Here is a 24,622-nt window from a genome sequence, read left to right as displayed (position 1 = left end):
CACTGTGGGTTAGTTGAGCTTCAGGGCCTTCTGAATGGGCAGATAGAGGGCGCCGACCAGAATGGCGTTAAAGACGGCGGTCATGGCGACGACGGGCAGCATAGCGGCGGCGAGCTCGCCGACCACGCCAAGCATGGCCATCTTGATAACCATGAAGATGACGCCGGAGACAAAGGTGGTCACGAAGGTAGCGACGATGGCGACGGCAGGCTTGACCTGACCGTTCTTGCCGGCGGCGTTGACGATGCCGGCCATGAGCATGGCGGCGATGCCCTCGGCGGCAAAATCGACGAACGGCGAAGTGGTGGTGATCTGGATCACGGCAGCCGAGATGAGGCCAATGACGAGCGCCTGGCCGATGTTGGGGCGAACGACCAGGATGGTGAGGCAGAAGGCCGAGATGATGAACTCGGGGCTGATCATGCCGCCCGAGATGCCCGAGATTGCCTTGCCGACGGTGAAGTTGAGGATGAAGCCGGCGGCGAGCAGGATGGCGAGCAGGACGAGGGCGCGGACATCGAGTTTGCCGCGGTCGGCGGTCTGGACGGTGCGGGGCTGGGCGGCGGTGTTCTGAGACATGGTGAAAATCCTTTCGGAATGGGAGTGCAAGAGAAAAGCGGAGGCGCGTGATGCGAATGCGATCGGGCTCGAGATAGAAAAAGGCCCCCGGTCGAAACCGGAGGCCTTCCAATCACCTAGAGCTAAAAAACAGGCGTGAGGGACTCACTGTCGACCGATCGTATTCGCATCACGCCACCACCAGTTGTTGAGAGAGTTCATCGTGTTCTTCATGTTGGTGGCTCCTTTCGTGATGCCGTGGCGCGGTCGCACCTAGTTGCTGTTGCGCTGCACTATAGCACAGCGAAGTGTGTGCGGGGAAATCTTTTTTAAAAAGATTTCAGGCGGGTTTCCCGCCGGTCAAAAGAGCGGGCTAAGCGGGCGAGGCTGCCATTGCTGCCTTGCCCGCTCAGCTAGGACGTTACTCCTTGTTGCGACGGTAGAGGAAGTAACCACCGGCGGAGATGACGGCAACGCCAGCGATGGCGAATGCAGCCACCATGCGGCCATCAAAACGATCACCGGTGGTGGGCAGGCCGCCCTTGGTGTTCGTTTTGTTGGCGGTTACTGTGGTTGTGGTGTCCGACTTGCCAGGCTTCTCAGGCTTGGTGGTGGGCTGCTCGGGCTTAGCGGGCTGCTCGGGGGTGCCGGGCTGCTCGGGGGTGCCGGGCTGCTCGGGGGTGCCGGGCTGATCCGGGGTGACCGGATCGGTGGCAAGAGCATCCTTGGCGTAAGTGATGGACACCTTGAGGCCGTTGGTCTCGGTGTTCAGGTCGCTCGGGGTGAAGGGCTCGTCAAAGTTTCCGGCCTTCTGATAGGCGCGCATCTCCTGGAGCAGGGCCTTGCACTTGACGTAGGTGTTCTCGGTGGCAGCCTTGCCGGCCTTGTTGGCCAGAGCGGTGCGGCCCTCGGTGGTCGTCTCGGCCAGCATGGCGGCGTCGACTTCCTTGTTCTGTTCGATGAGCTCGTTCTGGAGTGCATCGAGGTAGGAGCGGACGCTGATACCAAGGGTATCGGGATTCTCAAAGCAGAGGGAGCTGATGTCCATGAGGACGTAGTTGATGGAGTTCTCGGGCTCCTCGTTGTTCACGATGTCCGTCTCTTTGCAGTGGTCGAAGGAGACGGTCTGGTCGCTGAAATACGGGCTAACCTCGGTAATCAGCGCGGAGTAGAAGGGGATGGCGACGGAGTACGCGGCGCGGGAGAGCATTTCCCACTGGATTGTTGCAACCTGGGGATCAAGACCGTTGCGAACCTGGAAGACGTGAATCTCGGTGTTGCGCTCGGTGCCGATGGCATAGGCACCGTCAGTGTTGGCGTTAAGGCCCGGGGTATTCTCGCCACGGTTACCGAGAGAGCGAATCATCTCAAAGGTAGTCCAGTCTTTCTTTCCAGGCTGGAAGAACAGCGGCTGCATCTCGTGGACCAAGGCGCCGGTCGTGGCGCGAGCCTCTTCGCGCTCGTCCTTGACGATCTCGTAGTCGGTGCCCTCCTGGAGCTCGTTGCCAAAGTAGTTACGGCCCTGGACGTAGCGGGTCCACTGGTGCATACCGGAATTCTGAATGGTCTCGCCATAGGTTGCGGCGACGTCGAACTTGCCGTCGGTGTACTCGGCAAAGCCCTTCTCCTTAGGCATGGACTCGATGCCCTCGGAGTGCAGGCAGTTCTCGGGGTCGTTGAGGTCGACATCGTAGTTGAGGTTGCCGATGTTGGGGTTGATCGAGGCGACGTCGTCGGCGAGCTTCATGCCGATCCACTGGTGACCGGAAAGCGCGGCAAATAGCCAGGTCTCGTTGTTGTCGGCGATGATGATCTGGTCGTTGGAGCAGACGCCCTGCTCGTCAATCAGGCTGCCGAGGAGCTCGACGCCCTCGCGGGCCGTGGCGCTCTCGCCCAGGATGACGCTGGCGTAGTTGTACTCGCCGATGCCGGTTTTAGTCAGGGGGTCTGCTGTCTCGGCATCTGCATTCATACTGGTGCTTAGCGTGGCGGAGCAGGATACGCCCTTCTCGTTGATGCCTGCTTCAGAGTAGGCATCCCAGCGTTCATCCCACTGCGAGGGATGGTCGCGTACATAGGTGTAGCGATACGTGGTCTTGGTCGAGGTGTACATGAACGAAGACTCGTCCGAGCTGTACGTATGTCCCGGGCCGTGAGAGGGCTCAATGCCAAAGTGCTTAAGATAGCGCGGGCCATAGTCCTCGGAACGGCCGTAGTACGTGTTGCCGTCGGCCGTAAGGTTTTTGCCCATGTAGACCTGCGTGCAAGCGAGTGCAGAGGTCGGCATGGACATGATGGTTGCAGCTCCAAATGCAAGGCCTATGCCAAGCTTCTTGAGCGCGTTGACGGGGCGAGTTTTCCTCATTTTCCCTCCCAGCGTGCGAAAGCCCTCTGTCGCCAGAGGGCTTCAGCCAATAAAGACACCTCATTAGCGTAACGAACTGGAAACAATATTCATCTATGAAAGAAACTTACTCGATAAGCGTGATGAAATATGCGATGAGCGGTTAATCGTACTCAGTTTGCAACTTTACTTTAATAAAGACGCCCTGTAATTACTGTAGCCGAATAAAGTAGCTGGGAATGCCCGAAATGAAAATCCCCCGCTGTTTGACGAATGCATAAACAGCGGGAGAGGCGATAACTGGATGAATATCATACCAATGTGGATTTACTTCTTTCGGCGGTGAATCACGTTGATGGCGTAACCGACGAGCATGGCCAAGACGATGACAATAAAGCCGATCAGGGGATTGTCGTTCATAGGGTCCTCCTATTTTCCGAGCGGGGAGAATTCGTCGACGATGAGGTCGAGGCATTGCGGAAGCGCGCGGGCTCCAAAGACGCCCGAATTGCTGGAGATAATCTCGCCATCGAACTGCATGCCCAGTGGCGGGGTGCAGGTGATCTTGGCTTCCTTGGTCTGGATGATCTTGAACTGTGGGCGCCCGAGTACCTTACCGGCGGGGTCAAGCGCAGCGGTGATCACAGTAGGCAGCAGCTGAACGGTGCGCACGGGTTCGATGACCGCAATATCGACCATGCCATCGTTCATGCGGCAGTCGGGGAACAGGTTGATGTCGTTTTGAATGACCGAGGTATTGCCCGCCATGCAGCAGATGCCGTCGAGCTCCTCGACAATGCCGTCGTGCTCAATGGTAAAGTGCGCCACCGTGGGGTTGGGCGTGGCGAGAGCGGAGAGGAAGTAGGCGATCTCGCCGATGTCGTTTTTGGTGGGAGCGGCCTTCATCATGATCTCGGCGTCGAAGCCCGAGCCGGCGATGATGATAAAGCCGTGGCGCTTCTCTCTGCCGTTCTCGTCGAGCCAAAAGAGCTCGCCCATGTCCACTTTGACCGTGCGACCGGCGCGGCAAGCCTTGGCAAGCGCCGCCGCCTCAGGGGCATTGCCGATGTTGTTGAAGAACAGGCAGGCCGTGCCGGAGGGGAAGACGAGCGTGGGGACGCCGCATCCGCGCATCTGGTCGAGCACGTTGGAGACGGTGCCGTCGCCGCCCGAAATCACCACGCGATCAAACTCGCGCACGTCTGCCACGGCGTCCTCGGGCTCCATGCCATCGCCGATAAAGCGCATCACGACCTCGTCGCCGCCCTGCGCGAGGGCGTGCGTGAATGCGTAGATTTCATCTGAGCTGGGGCCCGATGCCGGGTTGTGGATGATAAGGCAGCGCATACTTACGTTCCCGTTCTGTGACTAACCGAGTATAGTTGTAAGGCAATGCCGATATCCTACCCGTGTTTTTCGGGCCTAACCTTATTCGATGGGTTGATATGTACATTTCCACACATCAGGCTCTACTCGACTTTTGCCAGCGCGCCCGCGAATTCGACGCGATTGCCGTCGATACCGAGTTTTTGCGCGAGCGCACGTTCCATCCGCGTCTGTGTTTGGTTCAGATTGCCACTCCTGCCGAGAGCGTAGCGGTCGATCCCCTGGTAATCGACGACCTATCGCCGCTGGCCGAGCTTATGGCCGACGAGAGCGTGACCAAGGTCTTCCACGCCTGCTCGCAGGATATGGAGGTCATGCTTCATACCGTAGGCGTGCTGCCGCGTCCGATTTTTGACACGCAGGTGGCCGCCGCCTTTTTGGGCGAGCGCCAGCAGATTTCCTACGGCGCGCTCGTACAGACGTTTTGCGGCGTCTCGCTGCCCAAGACCGAGTCGCTGACCGACTGGTCGCGTCGCCCGCTGACCGATAAGCAGATTGAGTACGCGATCGATGACGTCAAGTACTTGATCGTCGCCTATACCGAGATGATGAGTCGCCTGCGCGAGCTGGGCCGTGTGGACTGGGTGCTCGACGAGTTGCGCCCGCTGGCCGACGAGTCGCACTATCGCGCCGATCGCCACGAGGCGTTCCGCAAGGTCAAACGCATCAATTCGTGCAGCCGTCACCAGCTGGGTATCGCGCGCGAGCTCGCCGCCTGGCGCGAGGATCGCGCCGAGCGCCGCAACATCCCGCGCAAGTGGGTCATGTCCGACGACACGCTGCTGGCGCTCGTCAAGCGCAACCCTGTGCGCGTTGAGGAGTTCCGTAGCATTCGCGGTACTGATCAGTTGGGGGAGCGCGACGTGGATGGCGCGCTCATGGCCATCAAGCGCGGCGCGAGCTGCCCGCACGATCGCCTGCCGCTCATGGTGCGCGGGCATCGCCAGATCTCTCCGGAGCTGGAGAGCGTGACGGATCTCATGTATGCGCTCATTCGCCTGGTTGCTGAGCGCTCGGGCGTGGCGACCTCGGTTATTGCCTCGCGCGATGACCTGGCCGACTACATTGAGCATCCCGAGCAGAGCCCCCTGCGTGAAGGCTGGCGTTTTGAGCTTGTGGGCTCGCGTCTGGACGATCTGCTTTCCGGCAATATGGGACTCACCGTGAAGGACGGAAAGATTGAGTTGTTATAGGGAAGCCTAGTCTGCTGAGTGGGTAGAATGCCTCCAACGTGTAACTCGATTCGGAGGAATTCGCATGCCCTATTACTATGGATATGGCTTTGGCATCGACCCGCTGTACCTGCTGGTTGTTCTTGTTTGTACAGTGCTCGGTCTTGCCGCGCAGAGCTATATCAACTCGACGTACAAAACCTGGTCCAAGGTTCGCTCGGACGGCGACACGGGCGCTGCGGTCGCGCGCCGCATGCTCGACGCCAACGGCTGCAATGCCGTGGGTATCAAGGGCGTCGCTGGTGAGCTCACCGACCACTACAACCCGCAGGATAACAACCTGTACCTCTCGGACGCCAACCGTTCGGGCGGCTCGGTTGCAAGCGTTGCTGTCGCTTGTCACGAGGCAGGCCATGCCGCGCAGCGTCAAAGTGGCTATGCCATGATGAAGGTGCGCACCGCTTTGGTTCCCGTCGTCAACTTTACCCAGAACACTTGGACCATCGTGCTGCTCATGGGCCTGTTCATGAACATTGCGGGGCTCACGACCCTCGCGCTGGTTTTCTTCTCGTTTAGCGTGCTGTTCCAGCTGGTTACGCTGCCGGTCGAGATTGACGCCAGTCGCCGCGCCGTGGCGTACATCGAGCAGTCGGGCATGAGTTCCAAGCAGGTCAACGGTGCCAAGAAGGTGCTGACGGCAGCCGCGCTCACCTACGTGGCTGCGGCGCTCACCTCGATTATTCAGCTGCTCTATCTTATGGCTCGCTACAACAGAAACTCCAACCGATAACAAATTGGGTCGCTGGGCGCCGCGGGGATTTGTGTCCCCGCGGCGCTGTACTATGTGTTGGACTTGAATTTGCGCAGGGCCGGAGCCCTTGTGCACGATGACGAAAGGAGGCTGCGTGGCAGGCTGGAATCTGACCGGCAATGCCGTTTCCGCCGAGTTCGACGGTTCGGACGAGCAGGAGCGTAAGGAACTCAGCGTGAGCCAGGCGGTAGAGATCGCCGCCGGTGCGCTCGATGCCATTCCGCAGCTGAGCGTTCTGGGCGAGGTCACGGGCTTCCGTGGCCCCAATGCCCGAAGCGGCCACTGCTACTTCCAGATTAAGGACGACTCGGCCGCCGTCGACTGCATCATCTGGAAGGGCGCCTATCTCAAGCGTACCTTCGATCTACGTGACGGCATGCAGGTGAGCTTTAAGGGCAGCTTCAATCTCTATAAGGCCACGGGCCGCATGAGCTTTGTCGCTCGCTCGTTTTCGCTGGCGGGGGAGGGTCTGCTGCGTCAACAGGTGGCGCAGTTGGCCGAAAAGCTACGCCGCGAGGGACTGATGGACGAGTCCCGCAAACGCCGCATTCCGGTGTTTTGCTCACGCGTGGCGGTCGTCACCTCGCTTTCCGGTGCGGTAATCGACGACGTCAAGCGTACGCTGCGCCGTCGCAACCCGCTCGTCGAGCTTGTCTGCGTGGGCGCCAAGGTCCAAGGCGAGGGTGCGCCGGCCGAGCTCATTGAGGGCTTGCGCCGCGCCGCTTCCATTACGCCGGCGCCCGACTGTATTTTGCTGGTGCGCGGCGGCGGCTCCTTTGAGGACCTCATGACCTTTAATGACGAGGAGCTTGCCCGCGCGGTGGCGGCTTGTCCTGTGCCCGTGGTGACCGGCATTGGCCATGAGCCCGACACCTCGATTTGCGACATGGTGAGCGACCGTCGCGCCTCCACGCCCACGGCTGCGGCCGAATCGGTGGCGCCGGCTATGACGGAGCTGGCTGATGTGCTCGAGGCGCGCCATCAGCGTCTGGGTGCCGCGATGGCATCGATGATTGGGTCGGCCCAGGTCGACCTGGAGATGCTCGATCAGCGCGGTCGCCGTGCCTGGGATACCTATACGGCTCGCTTGGGTGATGCGCTCGATGCCGCTGCGTGTCGCCCGTGCCTCAACGACCCCACATTTATGGTCGAGCGTCGCGAATCGGAGCTTGCGCTGACTGCCGATCGCCTGTCGGGCGCCATAGTACGCTCGGTCGGGACATTCCGCTCCAACTTTGAGCGCCTGCCCGAGCGTTTGGTTGCAAGCACTTCGGGGCTCGATGGCAAACGCCATGCGCTTACGCTTGCGAGTTCCCGTCTGGAGTATCAGGGGCGCACGATGCTCAGCAAGCCCGCGTCCGACCTGGGCCGAGCGGCCGCGTCGCTCGATGCCCTGTCGCCGCTCAAGGTACTTGCCCGCGGCTATTCCATCGTCTACAGCGAAGATGGCGTGGCTACGAGCGCCAAGACCTTTAAGCCCGGCGACGCCATCCGCGTGCGCATGGCAGACGGCAATGTGGCGGCAACGGTCGATGCAGTCGAGTAGGCCGCGTTTCACATAGTGATAAACCTTTAGGAAAGGAAACAGATATGGCAGAGAAGACCCCGGTGGAGCAGCTCACCTACAAGCAGGCCTCGCAGGAGCTGGAGCTCATCATCCGTAGCCTGGAGTCGGGCGATATGGAGCTTGAGGAGTCGCTCGAGAGCTATACCCGCGGCGTCGAGCTCCTCAAGAGCCTGCGCACCCGCTTGTCCGATGCCGAGCAGAAGGTCTCGGTGCTCCTTAAGGACGTCGACGGCAACGACGTACTCGCCGACGGCGAGGCCGCCAACACCGACGACAGCCTCTCGTTCTAACCATCCCGACCAAATATAATTACCTTGGTCTGTGAGAAAGGAACCAACCATGTGCGATTGCATCTTCTGCAAAATTGCCAACCACGAGATCCCCTCGACCGTCGTCTATGAGGACGACCAGGTCATCGCGTTCGACGACCTTAACCCCCAGGCGCCGGTTCACACGCTCGTGATCCCCAAGAAGCACTACAACGACATCGCCGACAACGTGCCTGCCGAGACCATGGGCGCCATGGCTCACGCCATCCAGGAGGTCGCCAAGGCCAAGGGTCTGGAGGACGGTTTCCGCGTCATCTCCAACAAGGGTGTCAACGCCGGCCAGACCGTCATGCACTTCCACATGCACGTCCTCGGCGGCAAAAACCTGGGCGAGAACCTCATCTGAGGGCGCGTAGCCCGTCGACTTGGCTGCCTTTGGAGTAATCTATGCAGCTTTCTCAACTCGAATACCTTCAAGCGGTAGCGAACTATGGCGGCGTGCGCAAAGCAGCTCGCGCCGTTCATGTGAGTCCGCAGGCTGTTTCGTCGGCAATCAAAAAGTTGGAATCTGAGTATCAGATTGTTTTGCTCGACCGATCGGCGGGGGAGGCTGTTTTGTCTCCGGCGGGCAGAGAATTTGCGCGTCGTGCACGCGTGATCCTGGCACAAGTCGACGATCTCAAAAAGTACGCTCAATCGAGGGACGACGGCGTCTCGCCCGACGGCCACTTTCGTCTTTACGCCCCTTGCCTTCATGGGCGGGGGCGCCTTTTTGCCGAAAACTGGTATGACTCGTTTGAACGCTCGCATCCTCAGATTCATCTTGATGTGTGGCATCAGCCAACGGCAACATGCTTTGAATCACTTATACTTGGAATTTCGGACGCGGCTATCTCGTTTGAGGAACCACGGGACAGCGTCCTTTCTTCAAAATATATGGGTGAAAAGGAGCTCAGGGTTCTTTCATGTCCAGCTGGTCATCAATCTGTTGACGCTATGACCATTCGTGAGTTACTGGGCGGCAGGCTCGCTGTTCCCATTAATTTGTCACCCTGTCTCAATGCAATCAATCAATGTCCCGAAGCTCAGCTGGTTAATTTCCGCTTTCGCGATGTCGAATACGGAAACAGGGCGCAGGCTGAGTTTCTTCAAGCCGGGGGATTGATATTGAGTTTTTCTGGCTCTTCTCTCGCATCGGATGGATCGGAAGTGAGCGAGTGCTCCATTGAAGCCTCACATGACGTAGCCTTGCCCATCTACTTTTGCTATCGACAAAATGCCTGGACCGATCGACACCAGACGGTATTTCTTCACCTATTGCGCCATCTCGCTTCGTGAGATTAATTGGCTTCGAGGCATCAAGTGATTATTGACGCCTTGTAACACATAGCTGACAGCTTTGCCCTCATGTTTTTCCAAGATTCCGATTTAGATTGCTGACTCTTGGAGGGTGGAGCATGAAAAACCGTACGGTTTTGCTTTATATGACGTTCGTTTTTCTGTCGAACTTCAGCACCATCTTGTATTTTCTAACTGTCTACCTTGAGTTCGTCGGACTTTCGATGGTATCGATTTCTAGCATGATGATTGCATATCAAGTGAGCAAGTTCATCCTTGAAGTTCCCACTGGCTATATTGCTGATAGGTTTGGACGAAAGACAAGCGGTCTCGTTGGCGTCGTGGGAATGCTTGGATACTACGCCGCCCTGCTTCTCGTCCGTTCTCCCCTGCTTTTAATCGGTGCGTTCGCTCTCAAGGGTTTTGCCGTTGCGTGTGTGAGCGGATCCATCGAAGCGATTTACATTGACAGCGTCTCTCAGGACCAGCTCGTAAGACTTAATGTCGTTGAGCGATTTGTTTTCTATGCCTCTTATGCCATCTCCGCTTGCGTGGGCGGTTTCATTTCGTCCGTCGGTGCATATCTCATTGGTCTTTCGGCAGATATCATCGCAATGGTGTTGACGTTGGTTGTCGTTGTCTGCATTCCTGAAATGCGAAGAGGGGGCACTGCGACGACACCTGAACATGGGATTAGCCCGAAGATGATCGGTACCGCTATTGCGGGTAATGGCATTCTTCGTTCAGCGTTCATCATGGACTGTTCTCAGGCATTTGCTTTTGTCGCCCTGGAAGACTTTTTCTCACTGCTGCTTGCGGGTCGCGGAATGAATGCCGTCGCTTCGGGTGTCACCATTGCGGTCCAGCTCCTTGCCTCGGCCTCCATGGGACTTATTGTGCCCTGTGCGATTGCTCATGTCGACAAGGGCCGCTTTGCGCGTATTTGCGGCATCGTGCGCCTTTTCCTGACAGCTTTGTTTTTGATTCCCCTTACTCCGGCTAATTTGCTGCCCGTGTTCTATGCGCTGCAGACGGTTGCGTACTCGTTATTTGCTCCAATTAAATACTCATTTTTTCAAAAGGCAGCCGATTCATCGATGCGCTGTTCACTGATTTCGGTTCAAAACCAGATGGTGGCGGTGGGCGCCATCCTTTTCTATCTGTTCAATGCTGTGTTGAGCAGCATCGCGGGCATTCGAGTCGTATTGCTTGTCGCGCTCGGGATTTCTTCCATTGTGTATATCCCCGCGCTCTTTCGTCTTACAAGCCAAAGGTCATGAGTATTTGGGCACCGATAACTTATATATCAACGCAATAAACCCGAGCGCGAGGGCGTTTGGGTTTATTATTGATGCGTATGTAACCTGGCGGCGCCACACCGCCTGTTAGTAGGGAGACACATGAACGTTCTGGTCGTCAACGCAGGATCTTCGACCCTTAAGTATCAGGTCATCGATACCAAGTCCCACAAGGTGTCCGCAAAGGGCTCCTGCGAGCGCGTCTGTTTTACCGGCGGTACCTTCACCCACGCTGCCAACGGCTCCAAGAAGGTGACCGAGAACATCGAGTTTCCCGACCACAAGGTCGCCATCGAGGTCGTCCTGAAGGACCTCGAGGCCAACGGCGTCAAGATCGAGGGTATCGGCCACCGTATCGTTCAGGGCGGTTGGTACTTCGGTGATTCCTCCCTCGTCGACGAGGACGTCCTCGCCAAGATCCGCGAGGTTGCTCCGCTCGCCCCGCTGCACAATAACCCCGAGGCCAACGTTATCGAGTACTGCCTCGATCAGTATCCCGACCTGCCCAACGTCACGGTTTACGACACCGCTTTCCACTTCAACATGCCCGAGGTCGCCAAGATTTACGCCCTGCCCAAGGACGTCTGCGACAAGCTGCACATCCGTAAGTACGGCGCCCACGGCACCAGCTACCGCTACATCTCCAAGAAGGTCGCCGAGATGACCAACGGCGAGGCCCGCAAGGTCGTCGTGTGCCATATCGGCTCCGGCGCTTCCCTGTGCGCCATCGAGGACGGCAAGTGCATGGACACCACCATGGGCTTGACGCCGCTCGACGGCGTTATGATGGGCACCCGCTGCGGCTCCATCGACCCGGCTACCGTGTGCTACCTGCAGCGCGAGGGCGGCTACACCTTCGACGAGGTCGACGAGATGATGAACAAGAAGTCCGGCCTTTTGGCTGTGACCGGTGGCAAGACCAACGACTGCCGCAATGTCGAGGAGCTCGCTGCCGCTGGCGACCCCGAGGCTCAGCTCGCCTTCGATATGTTCGTCTACAAGATTGCCGCCAAGGCTGCCGAGATGGCCACTTCTATGTGCGGTATGGACACCCTGGTCTTTACCGCCGGCATCGGCGAGCACGCTCCGGCCGTCCGCGCCGGCGTTGCCGACCGCCTGGCCTTTATGGGCGTCAAGATGGATCATGCCCGCAACGCCCTGCGTGGTGACGGCGCTTGGTGCCTGTCTGCCAAGGATTCCAAGGTCAAGATTTTCGTCATCCCCACGGACGAGGAGTTCATGATCGCTTCCGACGTCGAGCGCATCGTCAACGGCAAGTAATTGATACAAGGGGAGGGGACTGGATGGCCTTGTGCCGTTCAGCCCCCTTTTACGCTCTTTGGGCGAAGAGTTTGATAGATATTTATCGAATTCTGATAACTTCTTATTAAGGATACGGCCGCCTTATGGGTTTGCCGACCGTACTGTAATCACGAAGGAGTCTCATGAACGTACTTGTTGTCAACGCCGGTAGCTCAAGCCTTAAATATCAGCTTTTGGATACCGATACCCGCGAGGTTTTCGCCAAGGGCAACTGCGAACGTATCGGTTCGGACATGGGCATCTTTGGCCACTCCGAGAACGGTGGCGCCAAGCAAACCGAGGAGGTTCCCTTCCCGGATCACCGTTCGGCTATCGCACGTGTGCTCGAGGAGCTCGAGAAGACCGACTTTACGATCGATGGCATCGGCCACCGTATCGTTCAGGGTGGCTGGTACTTCGATGATTCCGCGGTCGTCGACGATGAGGTCATGGCTAAGATCCTCGAGGTGGCACCGCTTGCTCCGCTGCACAACTACGGCGAGGCGGCGGCAATCGAGTATTGTCGCGAGAAGTATCCGGAGCTGCCCAACGTGGCCGTCTTCGACACCTCGTTCCACATGACTATGCCCGAGGTCGCCTACACCTACGCCCTGCCCAAGGGCGTGTGTGACAAGTATCACGTGCGCAAGTACGGCGCCCACGGCACAAGCCACCGCTATGAGTGGATGATGGCCAAGGAGATCCTGGGTTCGCGCTGCCACCGTCTGCTTTCGTGTCATCTGGGCAACGGCGCTTCGCTCGCCGCCATTGAGGACGGCGTGTGCCGCGATACCACGATGGGCCTCACGCCGCTCGACGGCCTGATGATGGGCACCCGTTGTGGTTCCATTGACCCGGCTACCGTGTGCTACCTGCAGCGCGAGGGCGGCTACAGCTACCAGGAAGTCGATGACATGATGAACAAGCAGTCTGGTCTGCTTGCCATCTCTGGCATCTCCAACGACGCCCGTGACATCCGTACGCGCGCCTCCGAGGGCGACGAGCGCTGCCTGCTCGCCTTCGATATGTTCGCCTACAAGGCCATGCAGCAGGCCGGCTCCATGATCGCTTCTATGGCGGGCGTGGACACCATCACCTTTACCGCCGGCATCGGCGAGAACGACTGGTCGATCCGCAAGGCTTTCTGCGACTGCTTCGAGTGGCTGGGCGTGCGCATCGACAACAACAAGAACCGCGAGGCCGTGGGTAACGGCCCGCAGGTCATCAGCGCCGCCGGTTCCGCCGTCACGGTCATGGTCATCCCCACCGACGAGGAATACATGATCGCCCACGACGTCGAGCGTCTGACCGCGAATAACTAGTGCGTTCGCTTGCGATTGAACGAAAGGCCTCCTGAGCAGCAGCTCAGGAGGCCTTTTTGCTAGCAGGCGGAAATTCCAGTCCCAAAGTGATCATCACCAGTAACGCCTGCGCTCCCAGCAACGACACCCATCCATTCAGATCCTCAGCCCCAGCTCGTAGCCAAGCCGCCGTCCACTCCAGATGCTCTGATTGCTACGTGGCGGCAGGGACCCTACAGGGTAAAGCTCTGAAAACATTCCGCAGGACGGAGGAAGCCCCCGCCGCACGTAGTGCGCAGCGGGGGCTTCCGACATGTCCGAGGACGTTTTCAGAGCTTTACCCTGTAGGGTCCCGAGGGGCTATGTCCGCTACTCAGCCATCTGAGCCTGGACGGCGGTGATGGCTACGACACCCACGATGTCGTCGGCAGAGCAGCCGCGCGAAAGGTCGTTAACCGGCTTGGCGATGCCCTGCAGGATGGGGCCGTAAGCGTCGGCGCCAGCGAAGCGCTGAACCAGCTTGTAGCCGATGTTGCCGGCCTCGAGGTCGGGGAACACGAGCACGTTGGCCTTGCCGGCAACGGAGGAGCCGGGAGCCTTGAGCTGGGCGACGGTGGGGACGATAGCGGCATCGAGCTGCAGGTCGCCGTCGATGGCGAGCTCAGGAGCCTTCTCCTTGCAGAACTTCACGGCCTCCTGGACCTTCTTGGCGACCTCGCCGCCGGCGGAGCCCATGGTGGAGTAGGAGAGCATGGCCACGTGCGGCTCAACGTTGCCCATGAAGGTGGACCAGGAGTGAGCGGAGGCGATGGCGATCTCGGAGAGCTCGTCGGAGGACGGGTTGATGTTGAGGCCGCAGTCGGCGAAGATCAGCGTGCCGTCGGTGCCGAACTGCGGGGTGTCGGTGCACATCACGAAGAAGGCCGAGACCAGCTTGGTGCCCGGGGCGGTCTTGAGGATCTGCAGCGCGGGGCGCAGGGTGTCGGCGGTGGAGTGGCAGGCGCCGGAGACCAGGCCGTCGGCGTCGCCCATCTTGACCATCATGGTGCCAAAGTAGGTGGCGTCCATCACCTGGGCGCGAGCCTGCTCGATGGTAACGCCCTTCTTGGCGCGGAGCTCGGCAAACTTCTGTGCGTACTCCTCGTGCTTCTCGGCATTGCGCGGGTCGATGACGGTGGCGCCGGGAACGTTGATCTCGTTGGGATCGCCCAGGATGACGATGTTGGCCAGGCCTTCCTCGATGATCTTGTTGGCCGCGACGATGGTGCGCGGATCCTCGCCCTCGGGCAGGACGATGGTCTTAAGGTCGGCCTTGGCGGCAGACTTCATACGGTTTAGGAAATCGCTCATGTTACTCCTTGCAAGCGTTTCGCTAAGCTCCAGGCGCCCGGCTGTTCACGAATAAACCCGCTGCTAGCGGGTTTACCTTTCAATTATGTACGCCGCGGTGCTTGAGCTTTCCTTGTGTGGCAAGCTCATTATAGGACGCATTAGCGCTATAATCGCTCTGATAAATATGTCTCGAAGAATGTTCGAGAAAAGCCCAGCTAACGAGCCCGTGGCTTTTGACAAGGAGTATCGATGCAGATTACCTCAGGCCTGCCTGAAGGCTTTAACGCCGGCGCGTACGACATGATTGTCGTCGGTGCTGGATATGCCGGTGCCGTTTGCGCCCGCCGTCTTGCCGAGACCATCGGCTATCGTGTTGCCGTTTTGGAGCGCCGTAGCCACATTGCGGGCAATGCCTATGACTGCACTGACGAGGCCGGAATCCTGATCCACGAGTACGGTCCGCATATCTATCACACCTTTAACGAGCGCGTGCACAATTTCCTGTCGCGCTTTACCAAGTGGACGGATTATCAGCACAAGGTGCTCGCCAACATCAACGGCACCCTTATGCCCGTGCCCTTCAACCACGCGAGTCTCAAGCTCGCCTTTGGTGACGAGCGCGGCGAGGAGCTGTATCAGAAGCTCGTGGAGACCTTTGGCAAGGATGTCAAGGTGCCCATTATGGAGCTGCGTAAGAAGAACGACCCCGACTTGGCCGAGGTCGCTGATTACGTCTACGAGAACGTCTTTTTGCATTACACCATGAAGCAGTGGGGCCAGACGCCCGACCAGATCGATCCCTCGATCACCGGCCGCGTTCCCGTCTTTGTGGGCGACGATGACCGCTACTTCCCGCAGGCCCCCTTCCAGGGTATGCCGCAGGATGGCTACACGGCGCTGTTTGAGCACATGCTCGACCACGACCTGATTGATGTGTTCTGCGACGTGGATGCTCGCGATCTCTTCGAGATCGACGAGACAACCGTCAAGGTCGACGGCAAGGTCTACGGCGGCGAGATCGTCTATACCGGTCCGCTCGATGAGCTGTTCAACCTCGACCTGGGCGCGCTGCCGTACCGCACGCTCGACATGAAGTTCGAGACGCTCGATATGGATCAGTTCCAGCCCGTGGGTACCGTCAACTACACCACGAGCGAGGATTACACGCGCATTACCGAGTTCAAGAACATGACCGGTCAGGTTCTGCCCGGCAAGACCACCATCATGAAGGAGTACTCCAAGGCCTATACGCCCGGCTCGGGCGAGACGCCGTATTACGCCATTCTTGAGCCCGAGAACCGTGAGCTCTATGAGCGCTATCTTGAGCGCGTCCAGAACCTGACAAACTTCCACCCGGTGGGTCGTCTGGCCGAGTATCGTTACTACGATATGGATGCCGTGACCAATTCCGCCCTCGATCTTTCGGATGAGATTATCGCCTGCCATGCATAAAGTCATAACATTCGGTATTCCCTCGTATAACGCCGCTAAGGACATGGACCATTGCATTACCTCCATCTTGGAGGGGAGCAATTATGCCACCGATATCGAGATTATCGTGGTGGACGACGGCTCCAAGGATGAGACGGCCGCCAAGGCCGACGAGTGGGAGGCCCGTTATCCTGGAATCATCCGCGCGGTGCACCAGGAGAATGGCGGCCACGGTATTGCCGTCCTTTCGGGTCTGCGCGAGGCGCAGGGCACCTACTACAAGGTTGTCGACTCGGACGACTGGCTTGACGGCGCTGCCCTTTCGACCATGCTGTCGATTCTGCGCGGCTTTGAAGAGCGCGACCAGCGCGTTGACCTGTTTATCTCGAACTACGTGTACGAGAAGGTTTACGAGGGTACGCATACGGCCATTGGTTACAAGTTTGCCTTGCCTCGAAAAAAGATCTTTACCTGGGACCAGATTGGCCATTTCCGCCTGGACCAGAATCTGCTCATGCACAGCCTGTGCTATCGCACGGATGTGCTGCGCGAGTCCAACCTTCCCATGCCGCCGCACACGTTCTATGTGGACAACATCTACGCCTACGTGCCGCTGCCGCGTTGCAAGACCATGTACTACGCCGACATCGACCTCTATCGCTACTTTATCGGTCGCGAGGGCCAGAGTGTCAACGAGGCCACGATGGTCAAGCGTCTCGATCAGCAGTTCCGTGTGACGCGCATCATGATGGAGTCGTACCACCTGTACAGCGATGTCGAGTCGTCGCGTCTGCGTTCGTACATGATGGGTTATTTCACTATGATGATGGCGATCTGCTCGGTGCTCACCAAGCTTTCCGAGGAAGATTGCGCCGACGAGCGCCTAAAGACGCTGTGGAATGATTTGAAGGCCTATGACGAGCGTATGTATCGTCGTGCACGTTACGGTGTGGTCGGCTTCTTCACCAACCTGCATGGACGGGCCGGAGACAAAACCACACTCGGCCTATACCATCTTGCCTCAAAGATCTTCAAATTCAACTAACTGCTGAGTAATCGCTGCTGATAGGTTGACTGGGCCCCTTGGCCTTTAGTTTGCTACTGCGAACAGTCCTGCTCGCACGGAAAGCACATTAAGTGCTTTTCGGCTCGTGCGGAACTTGTATCAAACTAAAGGCCAAGGGACCTCTGCTATAAGTATCGATTCTGGGATTGTTTGAATTTGAAGATCTTGGACGCGCGGTACACAGGGGCCTGGGCTGAAAGGGATCTGGTTGAGTAGGTTGCCCGGTGGGGCTTGGCTATGTTTGTCGCGAGTTCCGCATGCAAAGAAGGCCACTTAATGTGGCCTTCGTCTTGCATAGGACTGTAGAGCAGCAAACATAACCAAGCCCTACCGGGCAACCGGTCGAGTGAGGTTACTTCGCGGCGCCGGGGATGCCGTGGGAGGTTTTGGCGGTTTTGGCTCCGTTTACGATGGCGGTTTGCAAAGCCCTTACGGCGAGCATGCCCAGCAGGTCTAGGGGAACGGCGGCGCTTGCCTGGGCGCCCAGTTTGCCGCTGGCGAGGGTGTAGATGGTGTCGCCGTCGTTGGTGGTGTGCGTGGGACGGATGGCGTGTGCGTAGGCGTCTGCGGCCATCTGGGAGACCTTGGTGGCTTGTGCCTTAGTGAGTTCCACGTTGGTGACGATGCAGCTGATGGTGGTGTTGGTGCGGTCGAGCGGCATCTGCATGGATCCGGCGGCGGCAAAGGCTGCGAGTTCCATGTCGACGATCTGGTCGCTATCGGCTGCGGCGCGCATACCGGCGACCCACTCGCCGGTGAAGGGGTCGACAACGTTGCCGCAGGCGTTGACCGAGACCACGGCGCCCACCTTGATGGGGCCGAGCGCCACGGCGGCAGCGCCAAGGCCGGCCTTCATGCAGGTGGCGGGGCCCATGAGCTTACCCACGGTGGCACCGGTGCCGGCACCTACATTGCCCTGCCTGAACGTGGTGGGGGTGTTGTCGAGCGCCTCGCGCACGGCGGCGATGCCGGCCTCAATGTCGGGACGCACCGTGGGGTCGCCAAAGGCAAGGTCGAAGATACAGCTGGAGCACACGATGGGCACCTGCGTGGGGCCGACGGGCAGACCAATGCCGCGGCTCTCGAGTTCGCGGGCCACGCCGCTTGCAGCCTCGAGGCCAAAGGCCGATCCGCCCGAAAGGCAGACGGCGTGGACCTTATCGACGGTGTTTTCGGGACGCAGCAGGTCGGTCTCACGCGAAGCGGGGGCACCACCACGTACGTCAACGCCGCCGGTGGCACCCTCGGGCGCCACGATTACGGTGCAGCCGGTGCCAGCCTCCTCGTCCGTATAGTTGCCAAAGCAAAAGCCATCGACATTGCAAACATCGATGGCTTCGAGCAGTGTGTCCATGTGTTCTCCTATCGGTTTTCCGCCGGGCCTTATGCCCGGTCGGGATCCGTACGGTACGGCAAAATTGTAGGCGCTGGGGGATACCCAGCGCCAGAGCAATTACGAGAGTTTTTGAATCGCGCGTGCGACGCGAGCGATGGGCAAGCCCACCACGCTGTAGAAGTCACCCGAAATATCGTGCACAAGCATGCGGCCGCCTGTGCCTTGGATGCCGTAGGCCCCGGCCTTGTCCATGGGTTCGCCGGAGGCAACATAGCGCTCGATCTGCTCTTCGGTAAGCTCATAGAACGTCACGTCGGTCACATCGACAAACGACAGGCTCTCGGCGGCATGCGGAGCTGTAGCGTCGCCGGCTTTAACGATGCAGACGCCGGTTGCGACCTGGTGCGTGCGGCCCGAAAGCTCGCGGAGCATGGTGCGCGCCTCGTCCCCGTCTGCCGGCTTGCCCAAAATTTGGCCGTCAAAGGTGACAATAGTATCGGCCGCGACGGTCAGTTCGTTGGGCTCGGCATGTTCGGCCGTGACGGCAGCGGCTTTGGCACGCGCCAAGCGCTCGACGAGTGTAAGCGGAGCTTCGCCATCAAAAGGCGTTTCGTCGATATCTGCGGGAATCACGCGAATGTCATAGCCCGCCTCGCGCATCAACTCGATGCGGCGCGGTGATTGCGAAGCCAAAATCATAGCTGAATGCCCTCGGCGACCTTCTCGACGGCCTTGTCGCCGGCGAGCGTGCGCAGCAGCTCAAGCGCAAAGGGGAGCGACTGGGCCATGCCGCTGGCGGTGATGATGTTGCCGTCTTGCGTAACCTTCTCGCCGGTATAGGCGCCTTCGGGGAAGCTTTTCTCAAAGCCAGGGAAGCACGTGGCGTGGCGCCCCTCGAGTAGGTCGAGCTCGCCCAGGATAAACGGGGCGGCGCAGATGGCGGCAACGTGCTTGGTCGCGGCGAACTCGCAGACCACGTCGCAGACGCGCTGATCGGCACGCAGGTTGGTGGCACCGGGCAAGCCGCCGGGCAGCACGACGCAGTCGTACTCGTCAAAGTTGATCTCATCAAAGAGCGCATCGCAGGTCACGGGGATCTGCAGCGAGCTTACGACCTCACGTGTGGGCATAATCGAGACGAGCGTGGCACGCACACCGCCGCGACGCATGACATCGACCATGGTCAAGCATTCAATAGTTTCAAAGCCATCGGCGGCGAGAACGGCAACGCTGGGCATGAGGGTTCCTTTCATAGGCGGCATACAATTAGCCGTCTTATACCCCGAAGACCTCCGCTTGCCACGCCCGATTTCTCAATGATTTATCTGAGCAATGATTGAGTGGCTAGTTGCGCCTAAGGTGGACGACGGTCTCGCAGTGGAAGGTTTGTGGGAACAGATCGACTGGCGTGATCTTTACGGGGGAGAAGGTGCCTTCTTCGACAAAGCGTTTGAGATCGCGCGCCAGGGTGGCCGGGTCGCAGCTCACGTAGGCTACATCGCGAGCACTCGTGCTGGCGATAAGGTCGATCGCCTCGGGGGCGAGGCCTGCGCGCGGCGGGTCGACCACCAAGACGTCGGCATCCTGGTCGGGGAACTCGCGCACCGCGTCTCCGCCAATGACGTCGACGTTATCAAGCTTGTTGATCTCCAGGTTACGGCGCAGGTCGCGCACGGCCGGGCCGTAGGCCTCGACGGCGGCGACGAAGTTGCAGCGGCGGGCGAGCGGCAGGGTAAAGGTTCCGGCGCCGCAGTACAGGTCCACGGCAAGCTCGTCTTCTTGCGGGTCGAGCGCTTCCATGACAAGCTCGATCAAAATCTCGGCACCCTTGGTGTTGACCTGGAAAAAAGACGGGGCAGACAAGCGCATCTGGCCCTCGGCGATATTCTCGGTCCATGAGCCCTCTCCGGCGAGCATTTCGACCTTGGAGACACGGCGGGCCTTCTTTTCGCCCTTGCTCATCACGCGCACGATGCTCGTGGGATGAGCGGCGTCCGCCAGCACGCGGGAGACCTGCGAGCGCGGAAAAGAGCCTGTTGGCGTCCAGAGTGCAACCTCGAGCGCCTTGGTGCGGCGCGATGCACGAATGCCCACGCGTTCGAGTCCCAAGTCATGGCTGCCGCTTAGATAGTTGAGTGCGCCGACGACCGATTTGAGCGCCTTGGGAAAACGTTTATCGAACAGCGGGCACGCATCGACGGTCACGATTTTGCTGGGGTCGACACCGTGCATGCCAAGGCGCACGCGACCGTTGACGACGGTCGGTTCGAGCTCGATTTTATTGCGGTAGCCCCAGTCGTCCTTGGTGTGGCAGATGGGCTGTACCAACTCATCGACCTGCTCAGGAGCGAACTTGCCGATGCGCTCGAGCGTGGAGCGCAGGTTTTGCTCCTTGGCGGCGAGCTGTGCCGTGCGTGAGAGATTGCCCCACGAGCAGCCGCCGCAGATGCCCACGTAGGGGCAGGGAGGCTGAATGCGATCGGGGCTCGGCTCCAGAATCTCGGTCGTGCGGGCGCGCATGAACGACTTGCCGTCCTGTGCGACCTCGGCCTCGACGGTGTCGCCTGCCACGGCGCCCTGCACAAAGACGGCTTTGCCGTTGTCGGCGTGCGCCAGCCCGTCGGCGCCGTAGGTCATCGATTCTATAGTGAGCTTCATATCCCTGCCTGTCATTCGTGTTGTTGCTCGCACCATGGTAGCAGGGAAAAGCGCCCCGCATCCGAGGCTTTCCTCAAATGCGGGGCGCTTCTACAAACTGCTTCTACAAACGACTATTTCGTCTTGCCGGTAATGAGCGTCTTAAGACCCAGGCCGATCAGGCCCAGGCCCATGCGCACACGACCGGGGCGATGGCGCTCGATGGCCTTGGTCTTGCCGGCGGGCTTATCGCGACGGGCGCTCGTCTCGGGTGCGGGCTTAGCTGCCTGCGGCTCGGGCTGAGGTGCAGGTGCGGGCTCGGGCTCAATGACGGTCGCCTGGACCTTCTGAACCTCGGGTGTGGCCGGCTGCGGCTTAGGAGCAGGGGCGGGCTTTGCCTCAATGACGGGCTCGGGCGCGGCCTCGGCGTTGCGGTAGGCACGCTCCAGCAGGGCTTCCTGCGAGTTGAAGGGTTTCTCACCCTCTGCGCGCTCCACGGGGACCCAGGTGCCGTCGCTCGTGAGGCTGCGGGCCTTCACGTTGTCGCGCAGCTGCATGCTCATGTACTCGTGCACCAGGGCGCGGCAGGTGGGGTCGAGCACGGGGAAGGCGATCTCCACGCGGTGCTCGGTGTTGCGCGTCATCATGTCGGCCGAGCTCAGATAGATCATGTCCGAGTCCACGCCAAAGGCGTAAACGCGCGCATGCTCCAAAAAGCGTCCGACGATAGAACGGACATGCACGTTCTCGGTCTTGCCAGGAACGCCCGGCTTGAGGCACGAGATGCCGCGGATGATCATGTCCACGCGGACTCCTGCGCACGATGCCTCGGCGATCTTGTCGATGACCTCGCGGTCGGTGAGCGAGTTGAGTTTAAAGAACACGCGGGCGGGCTCGCCGGCGAGGGCGCGCTGGATCTCGCGGTCAAGCCCGCGCATGATGAGCGGTTTCAGTCCGACGGGCGCCACACCCAGGAAGCGGTAATCGCCGCGCAGGTTGCCCAGCGACAGGTTGCGGAAGAACAGGTTGGCGTCCTCGCCGATGCCGGGGTGAGCGGTCATGAGCATAAAGTCGCTGTAGAGTTTGGCCGTCTTCTCGTTAAAGTTGCCGGTGCCCAGCAGCGTCAGGCGCGTTAGCGCCATGCCCTCGCGATAGGTGAGCTGGCAGATCTTGGAGTGGCACTTAAAGCCCTCGGAGCCGTAGATGACGGTACAGCCGGCCTCTTCCAGGCGCTCGGCCCACTCGATGTTGTTCTGCTCGTCAAAGCGCGCGCGGAGCTCCATGAGCACCGTGACCTCTTTGCCGTTCTCGGCGGCATCGATCAGTGACTCGCACAGGCGGCTCTGCTTGGCCACGCGGTAGAGCGTGATGCGCAGTGAGATGCACTCGGGGTCGTAGGCGGCCTCGTGCACCAGATCCAGGAAGGGGTTCATGGCCTCATAGGGATAAAAGAGCAGCTTGTCGTGCTGAAGTACCTGCTCGCGGATGGAGCGGGTCATATCGATGGTGGGGTTGGGCTGCGGCTTAAACGGCGTAAAGAGCAGCTCGTTGCGCAGGTGCTCGGGAATCTTGCCCTCAATGCCAAAGACGTAGCCTAGGTCGAGCGGGATATCGCAGGTAAAGACAGAGCGGCGCGAAAGCTCGAGCGCCTTGCGGATGGTCTTGAGCGTCGCCTTCTCGAGCGACCCCGAGACCGCGAGCACCACCGGCTGCAGGCGCAAGCGTTTCTTGAGGATGCGCTTCATGTGCTGACGGTAATCCTCTTCCTCCTCGACGCCCTCGCCGTCCGGGTCGATGTCGGCGTTGCGGGTGACGCGGATGAGCGCGCGGTCGAGCGGCTTATAGGAGCCAAAGCAGCTGTCCAGGCAGGCGAGGATGACGTCCTCGAGTAAGATGTAGGAGTAGGTGCCGGTGGGCGAGGGGATCTCGACCACGCGGTTCATCGAGGTGGGAATCTCGATAAGGCCCAGCAGACTCTCCTCGTCGGTGACGCCGTCCAGGCCGCAGGCCAGGTAGAGTGCGCCGTTGCGCAGGTTGGGGAAGGGGTGGCGCGGGTCAATCACCAGCGGTGAGATGACCGGCGACACGTAGGCCTGGAAGTAACGGGTTACAAAGGTGCGCTCCTCGGGCGTAAGCGAATCGATGCGGGCGCGGTGAACGCCCAGGGTGTCGAGCTTGCCCTCGATGCTCTTAAAGATGGACTCCCATCGGGTAAGGAGCCCGGGCAGCTCTGCCATGACAGCATCGACCTGTTCGGAGGCGGTCATATTGCTCTTGTTGTCGACAGGCTGTTTTTTGAGCTCTGCCAGATCGGACAGGCCGCCCACGCGCACCATGAGAAACTCATCGAGGTTAGACTCGAAAATCGACACGAACTTTAGCCGCTCGAACAGCGGAACGGTCTCGTCGAAGGCTTCGTCAAGCACACGGTTGTCAAAGCGCAGCCAGCTGAGCTCTCGGTTCTGCGTGTACGAGAAGTCGCGCGGCGGCTTACGCAGCTTTGCGGCGGCTTGCTTTTTTTCGATTTTGCTCGGCATATGCATCTGTCCGTTCAGTCCCCGTGGGGGACGGTTGCCTAACACTATTCACTATTGTCTCAATTTAGTCGACCTATGGCACGGACGTATCGCGTGAACGGTATCTTTACCTACTTCTTACGCTGACAAGCCATAGAGCTGACGCTCTTCGCGTTGTGAAAAACGGTCTATATCCTCACTCAACTGGTGAGTATGTGTGAATAAGAATGATAGGTAGCTGAATATCATCGAATAGAGACAGAAACACGAACAAGCGTCATTTATATACATAAAACCGTTTTAGATATGCAATTCTTAATCGAAAGATTGGAGTTGTAATTGCGAATGATTTTTAAGAAAAAAGAGCATTTACCTTAGAAAAGCTACTTTAGAACGCCGAAGTGCATTATGGGGGAATCATATTCGATATACCGTTCATCGAACTTTGTTGACCGTTCGGGGGCGAGGTGGAATTGCGGGTGATATTTGGATATAACTAGAGCTGTCAGCAAGCAGCACCCGTTACGGAAGGGTGCTGAGAGATTCGGCCGTAAGGCCCGAAAGAAAGGTAGGAGGCCATGACGAAAGGTCTGCACGTGCCTTCCGAGATCGGCAAGCTCAGGAAGGTCTGCCTGCACCGTCCCGGCGACGAGCTCCTCAACCTGCCGCCCGACGAGCTCGAGCGACTCCTGTTCGACGACGTCCCGTTCCTGGAGGTCGCGCAGCAGGAGCACGACACCTTCGCCCAGATCCTTAAGGACCAGGGCGTGGAGGTGCTCTACCTCGAGAACCTCGTCGCAGAGGTGTTCGACCAGGTCCCCGGCGCCCGCGCCGAGTTCACCGACCAGTACATCGCCGAGGCAGGCATCCGCGGCCAGCACATGCCGCAGATCGTCCGCGAGAAGCTGGACTCCATCGAGGACAACCTCGAGTTCGTCAAGAAGACCATGGCCGGCAT

21 protein-coding genes are annotated in these 24,622 nt (G+C 59.3%); 12 read left to right on the top strand and 9 right to left on the bottom strand.

Translation table 11 applies throughout. From position 1 onward, the window contains the following. Positions 1 to 9: 9 nt before the first annotated feature. From ACRX4W_RS08890 to ACRX4W_RS08880, 3 genes are all read right to left on the bottom strand, one after another. Positions 10 to 579, bottom strand: a complete 570-nt coding sequence (locus ACRX4W_RS08890; RefSeq protein WP_117773926.1) for a hypothetical protein — start codon at positions 577 to 579, stop codon at positions 10 to 12. A gap of 400 nt (positions 580 to 979) precedes the next feature. Next, a complete protein-coding gene (locus tag ACRX4W_RS08885; RefSeq protein ID WP_432300137.1) occupies positions 980 to 2,923 on the bottom strand; it encodes a C69 family dipeptidase in 1,944 nt (647 codons plus the stop codon). A gap of 408 nt (positions 2,924 to 3,331) precedes the next feature. Continuing rightward, positions 3,332 to 4,249: a diacylglycerol/lipid kinase family protein gene (locus ACRX4W_RS08880; protein ID WP_432300135.1), complete on the bottom strand. Its 918-nt coding sequence runs from the start codon at positions 4,247 to 4,249 to the stop codon at positions 3,332 to 3,334. A gap of 98 nt (positions 4,250 to 4,347) precedes the next feature. Between ACRX4W_RS08880 and rnd the strand changes: the two genes are divergently transcribed. From rnd to ACRX4W_RS08835, 9 genes are all read left to right on the top strand, one after another. Further along, on the top strand, positions 4,348 to 5,481 hold the full coding sequence (gene rnd / locus ACRX4W_RS08875; protein WP_006234315.1) for a ribonuclease D: 1,134 nt from the start codon (positions 4,348 to 4,350) through the stop codon (positions 5,479 to 5,481). A 64-nt stretch (positions 5,482 to 5,545) separates the two neighbouring features. Then, positions 5,546 to 6,250 carry a zinc metallopeptidase gene (locus tag ACRX4W_RS08870; RefSeq protein ID WP_432300133.1) on the top strand — a complete coding sequence of 235 codons (705 nt, stop codon included), beginning with the start codon at positions 5,546 to 5,548 and terminating at the stop codon, positions 6,248 to 6,250. A gap of 115 nt (positions 6,251 to 6,365) precedes the next feature. Continuing rightward, on the top strand, positions 6,366 to 7,817 hold the full coding sequence (gene xseA / locus ACRX4W_RS08865; protein ID WP_432300131.1) for an exodeoxyribonuclease VII large subunit: 1,452 nt from the start codon (positions 6,366 to 6,368) through the stop codon (positions 7,815 to 7,817). Between the two features lie 44 nt (positions 7,818 to 7,861). After that, positions 7,862 to 8,128 (top strand): exodeoxyribonuclease VII small subunit, encoded by a 267-nt coding sequence (xseB, locus tag ACRX4W_RS08860; protein WP_117773930.1) that lies wholly within the window; start codon positions 7,862 to 7,864, stop codon positions 8,126 to 8,128. Positions 8,129 to 8,177: 49 nt separating this feature from the next. Further along, positions 8,178 to 8,513, top strand: a complete 336-nt coding sequence (locus ACRX4W_RS08855) for a histidine triad nucleotide-binding protein (RefSeq protein ID WP_432300128.1) — start codon at positions 8,178 to 8,180, stop codon at positions 8,511 to 8,513. A 41-nt stretch (positions 8,514 to 8,554) separates the two neighbouring features. Then, positions 8,555 to 9,445 carry a LysR family transcriptional regulator gene (locus ACRX4W_RS08850; protein WP_118935292.1) on the top strand — a complete coding sequence of 297 codons (891 nt, stop codon included), beginning with the start codon at positions 8,555 to 8,557 and terminating at the stop codon, positions 9,443 to 9,445. A 119-nt stretch (positions 9,446 to 9,564) separates the two neighbouring features. Further along, positions 9,565 to 10,725, top strand: coding sequence for an MFS transporter (locus ACRX4W_RS08845; protein ID WP_432300126.1), 1,161 nt, complete (start codon positions 9,565 to 9,567; stop codon positions 10,723 to 10,725). Between the two features lie 120 nt (positions 10,726 to 10,845). After that, positions 10,846 to 12,024: an acetate/propionate family kinase gene (locus ACRX4W_RS08840; protein ID WP_432300124.1), complete on the top strand. Its 1,179-nt coding sequence runs from the start codon at positions 10,846 to 10,848 to the stop codon at positions 12,022 to 12,024. A gap of 164 nt (positions 12,025 to 12,188) precedes the next feature. Further along, positions 12,189 to 13,367, top strand: coding sequence for an acetate/propionate family kinase (locus ACRX4W_RS08835; RefSeq protein WP_161194551.1), 1,179 nt, complete (start codon positions 12,189 to 12,191; stop codon positions 13,365 to 13,367). Between the two features lie 348 nt (positions 13,368 to 13,715). Here the strand turns inward: ACRX4W_RS08835 and pta are convergent, their stop codons facing one another. Continuing rightward, entirely contained in the window at positions 13,716 to 14,696 is a 981-nt protein-coding gene (pta, locus tag ACRX4W_RS08830; protein ID WP_089573084.1) for a phosphate acetyltransferase, read from the bottom strand. 231 nt (positions 14,697 to 14,927) lie between these two features. On the opposite strand from pta, the gene glf reads away from it, so the two are divergent. Next, positions 14,928 to 16,130, top strand: coding sequence for a UDP-galactopyranose mutase (glf, locus tag ACRX4W_RS08825; protein ID WP_117583930.1), 1,203 nt, complete (start codon positions 14,928 to 14,930; stop codon positions 16,128 to 16,130). Beyond that, complete coding sequence (locus ACRX4W_RS08820) at positions 16,123 to 17,154, top strand: glycosyltransferase family 2 protein (protein WP_432300121.1); 1,032 nt, start codon at positions 16,123 to 16,125, stop codon at positions 17,152 to 17,154. The genes glf and ACRX4W_RS08820 overlap by 8 nt, the downstream gene beginning before the upstream one ends. A gap of 373 nt (positions 17,155 to 17,527) precedes the next feature. Here the strand turns inward: ACRX4W_RS08820 and ACRX4W_RS08815 are convergent, their stop codons facing one another. The 5 genes from ACRX4W_RS08815 to ppk1 form a co-directional block, all read right to left on the bottom strand. After that, positions 17,528 to 18,529: a P1 family peptidase gene (locus ACRX4W_RS08815; protein WP_432300119.1), complete on the bottom strand. Its 1,002-nt coding sequence runs from the start codon at positions 18,527 to 18,529 to the stop codon at positions 17,528 to 17,530. 99 nt (positions 18,530 to 18,628) lie between these two features. After that, on the bottom strand, positions 18,629 to 19,210 hold the full coding sequence (locus tag ACRX4W_RS08810; RefSeq protein WP_432300117.1) for a Maf family protein: 582 nt from the start codon (positions 19,208 to 19,210) through the stop codon (positions 18,629 to 18,631). Next, positions 19,207 to 19,749, bottom strand: coding sequence for a DJ-1 family glyoxalase III (locus tag ACRX4W_RS08805; RefSeq protein ID WP_055287259.1), 543 nt, complete (start codon positions 19,747 to 19,749; stop codon positions 19,207 to 19,209). The genes ACRX4W_RS08810 and ACRX4W_RS08805 overlap by 4 nt, the downstream gene beginning before the upstream one ends. A 106-nt stretch (positions 19,750 to 19,855) precedes the next feature. Next, positions 19,856 to 21,184: a 23S rRNA (uracil(1939)-C(5))-methyltransferase RlmD gene (rlmD, locus tag ACRX4W_RS08800; RefSeq protein ID WP_432300115.1), complete on the bottom strand. Its 1,329-nt coding sequence runs from the start codon at positions 21,182 to 21,184 to the stop codon at positions 19,856 to 19,858. A 98-nt stretch (positions 21,185 to 21,282) separates the two neighbouring features. After that, positions 21,283 to 23,691 (bottom strand): polyphosphate kinase 1, encoded by a 2,409-nt coding sequence (ppk1, locus tag ACRX4W_RS08795; RefSeq protein ID WP_432300113.1) that lies wholly within the window; start codon positions 23,689 to 23,691, stop codon positions 21,283 to 21,285. Between the two features lie 551 nt (positions 23,692 to 24,242). Between ppk1 and ACRX4W_RS08790 the strand changes: the two genes are divergently transcribed. Further along, positions 24,243 to 24,622 (top strand): arginine deiminase family protein (locus tag ACRX4W_RS08790; protein ID WP_432300112.1); only part of this gene is annotated, 380 nt, incomplete at its 3' end.

The organism is Collinsella aerofaciens (assembly GCF_964283865.1).
Lineage (GTDB): Bacteria > Actinomycetota > Coriobacteriia > Coriobacteriales > Coriobacteriaceae > Collinsella.
This window is presented reverse-complemented; position numbering and strand designations above follow the sequence as displayed.

What these genes read in the sequence shown, in the direction of transcription:
- pta (WP_089573084.1), bottom strand. Translation starts at nt 14,696, where the DNA reads ATGAGCGATTTCCTAAACCGTATGAAGTCTGCCGCCAAGGCCGACCTT.
- ppk1 (WP_432300113.1), bottom strand. Translation starts at nt 23,691, where the DNA reads ATGCATATGCCGAGCAAAATCGAAAAAAAGCAAGCCGCCGCAAAGCTG.
- ACRX4W_RS08820 (WP_432300121.1), top strand. Translation starts at nt 16,123, where the DNA reads ATGCATAAAGTCATAACATTCGGTATTCCCTCGTATAACGCCGCTAAG.
- ACRX4W_RS08880 (WP_432300135.1), bottom strand. Translation starts at nt 4,249, where the DNA reads ATGCGCTGCCTTATCATCCACAACCCGGCATCGGGCCCCAGCTCAGAT.
- ACRX4W_RS08805 (WP_055287259.1), bottom strand. Translation starts at nt 19,749, where the DNA reads ATGCCCAGCGTTGCCGTTCTCGCCGCCGATGGCTTTGAAACTATTGAA.
- rlmD (WP_432300115.1), bottom strand. Translation starts at nt 21,184, where the DNA reads ATGACAGGCAGGGATATGAAGCTCACTATAGAATCGATGACCTACGGC.
- ACRX4W_RS08845 (WP_432300126.1), top strand. Translation starts at nt 9,565, where the DNA reads ATGAAAAACCGTACGGTTTTGCTTTATATGACGTTCGTTTTTCTGTCG.
- ACRX4W_RS08850 (WP_118935292.1), top strand. Translation starts at nt 8,555, where the DNA reads ATGCAGCTTTCTCAACTCGAATACCTTCAAGCGGTAGCGAACTATGGC.
- ACRX4W_RS08815 (WP_432300119.1), bottom strand. Translation starts at nt 18,529, where the DNA reads ATGGACACACTGCTCGAAGCCATCGATGTTTGCAATGTCGATGGCTTT.
- ACRX4W_RS08840 (WP_432300124.1), top strand. Translation starts at nt 10,846, where the DNA reads ATGAACGTTCTGGTCGTCAACGCAGGATCTTCGACCCTTAAGTATCAG.
- ACRX4W_RS08835 (WP_161194551.1), top strand. Translation starts at nt 12,189, where the DNA reads ATGAACGTACTTGTTGTCAACGCCGGTAGCTCAAGCCTTAAATATCAG.
- rnd (WP_006234315.1), top strand. Translation starts at nt 4,348, where the DNA reads ATGTACATTTCCACACATCAGGCTCTACTCGACTTTTGCCAGCGCGCC.
- glf (WP_117583930.1), top strand. Translation starts at nt 14,928, where the DNA reads ATGCAGATTACCTCAGGCCTGCCTGAAGGCTTTAACGCCGGCGCGTAC.
- ACRX4W_RS08870 (WP_432300133.1), top strand. Translation starts at nt 5,546, where the DNA reads ATGCCCTATTACTATGGATATGGCTTTGGCATCGACCCGCTGTACCTG.
- ACRX4W_RS08890 (WP_117773926.1), bottom strand. Translation starts at nt 579, where the DNA reads ATGTCTCAGAACACCGCCGCCCAGCCCCGCACCGTCCAGACCGCCGAC.
- ACRX4W_RS08810 (WP_432300117.1), bottom strand. Translation starts at nt 19,210, where the DNA reads ATGATTTTGGCTTCGCAATCACCGCGCCGCATCGAGTTGATGCGCGAG.
- ACRX4W_RS08885 (WP_432300137.1), bottom strand. Translation starts at nt 2,923, where the DNA reads ATGAGGAAAACTCGCCCCGTCAACGCGCTCAAGAAGCTTGGCATAGGC.
- ACRX4W_RS08855 (WP_432300128.1), top strand. Translation starts at nt 8,178, where the DNA reads ATGTGCGATTGCATCTTCTGCAAAATTGCCAACCACGAGATCCCCTCG.
- xseB (WP_117773930.1), top strand. Translation starts at nt 7,862, where the DNA reads ATGGCAGAGAAGACCCCGGTGGAGCAGCTCACCTACAAGCAGGCCTCG.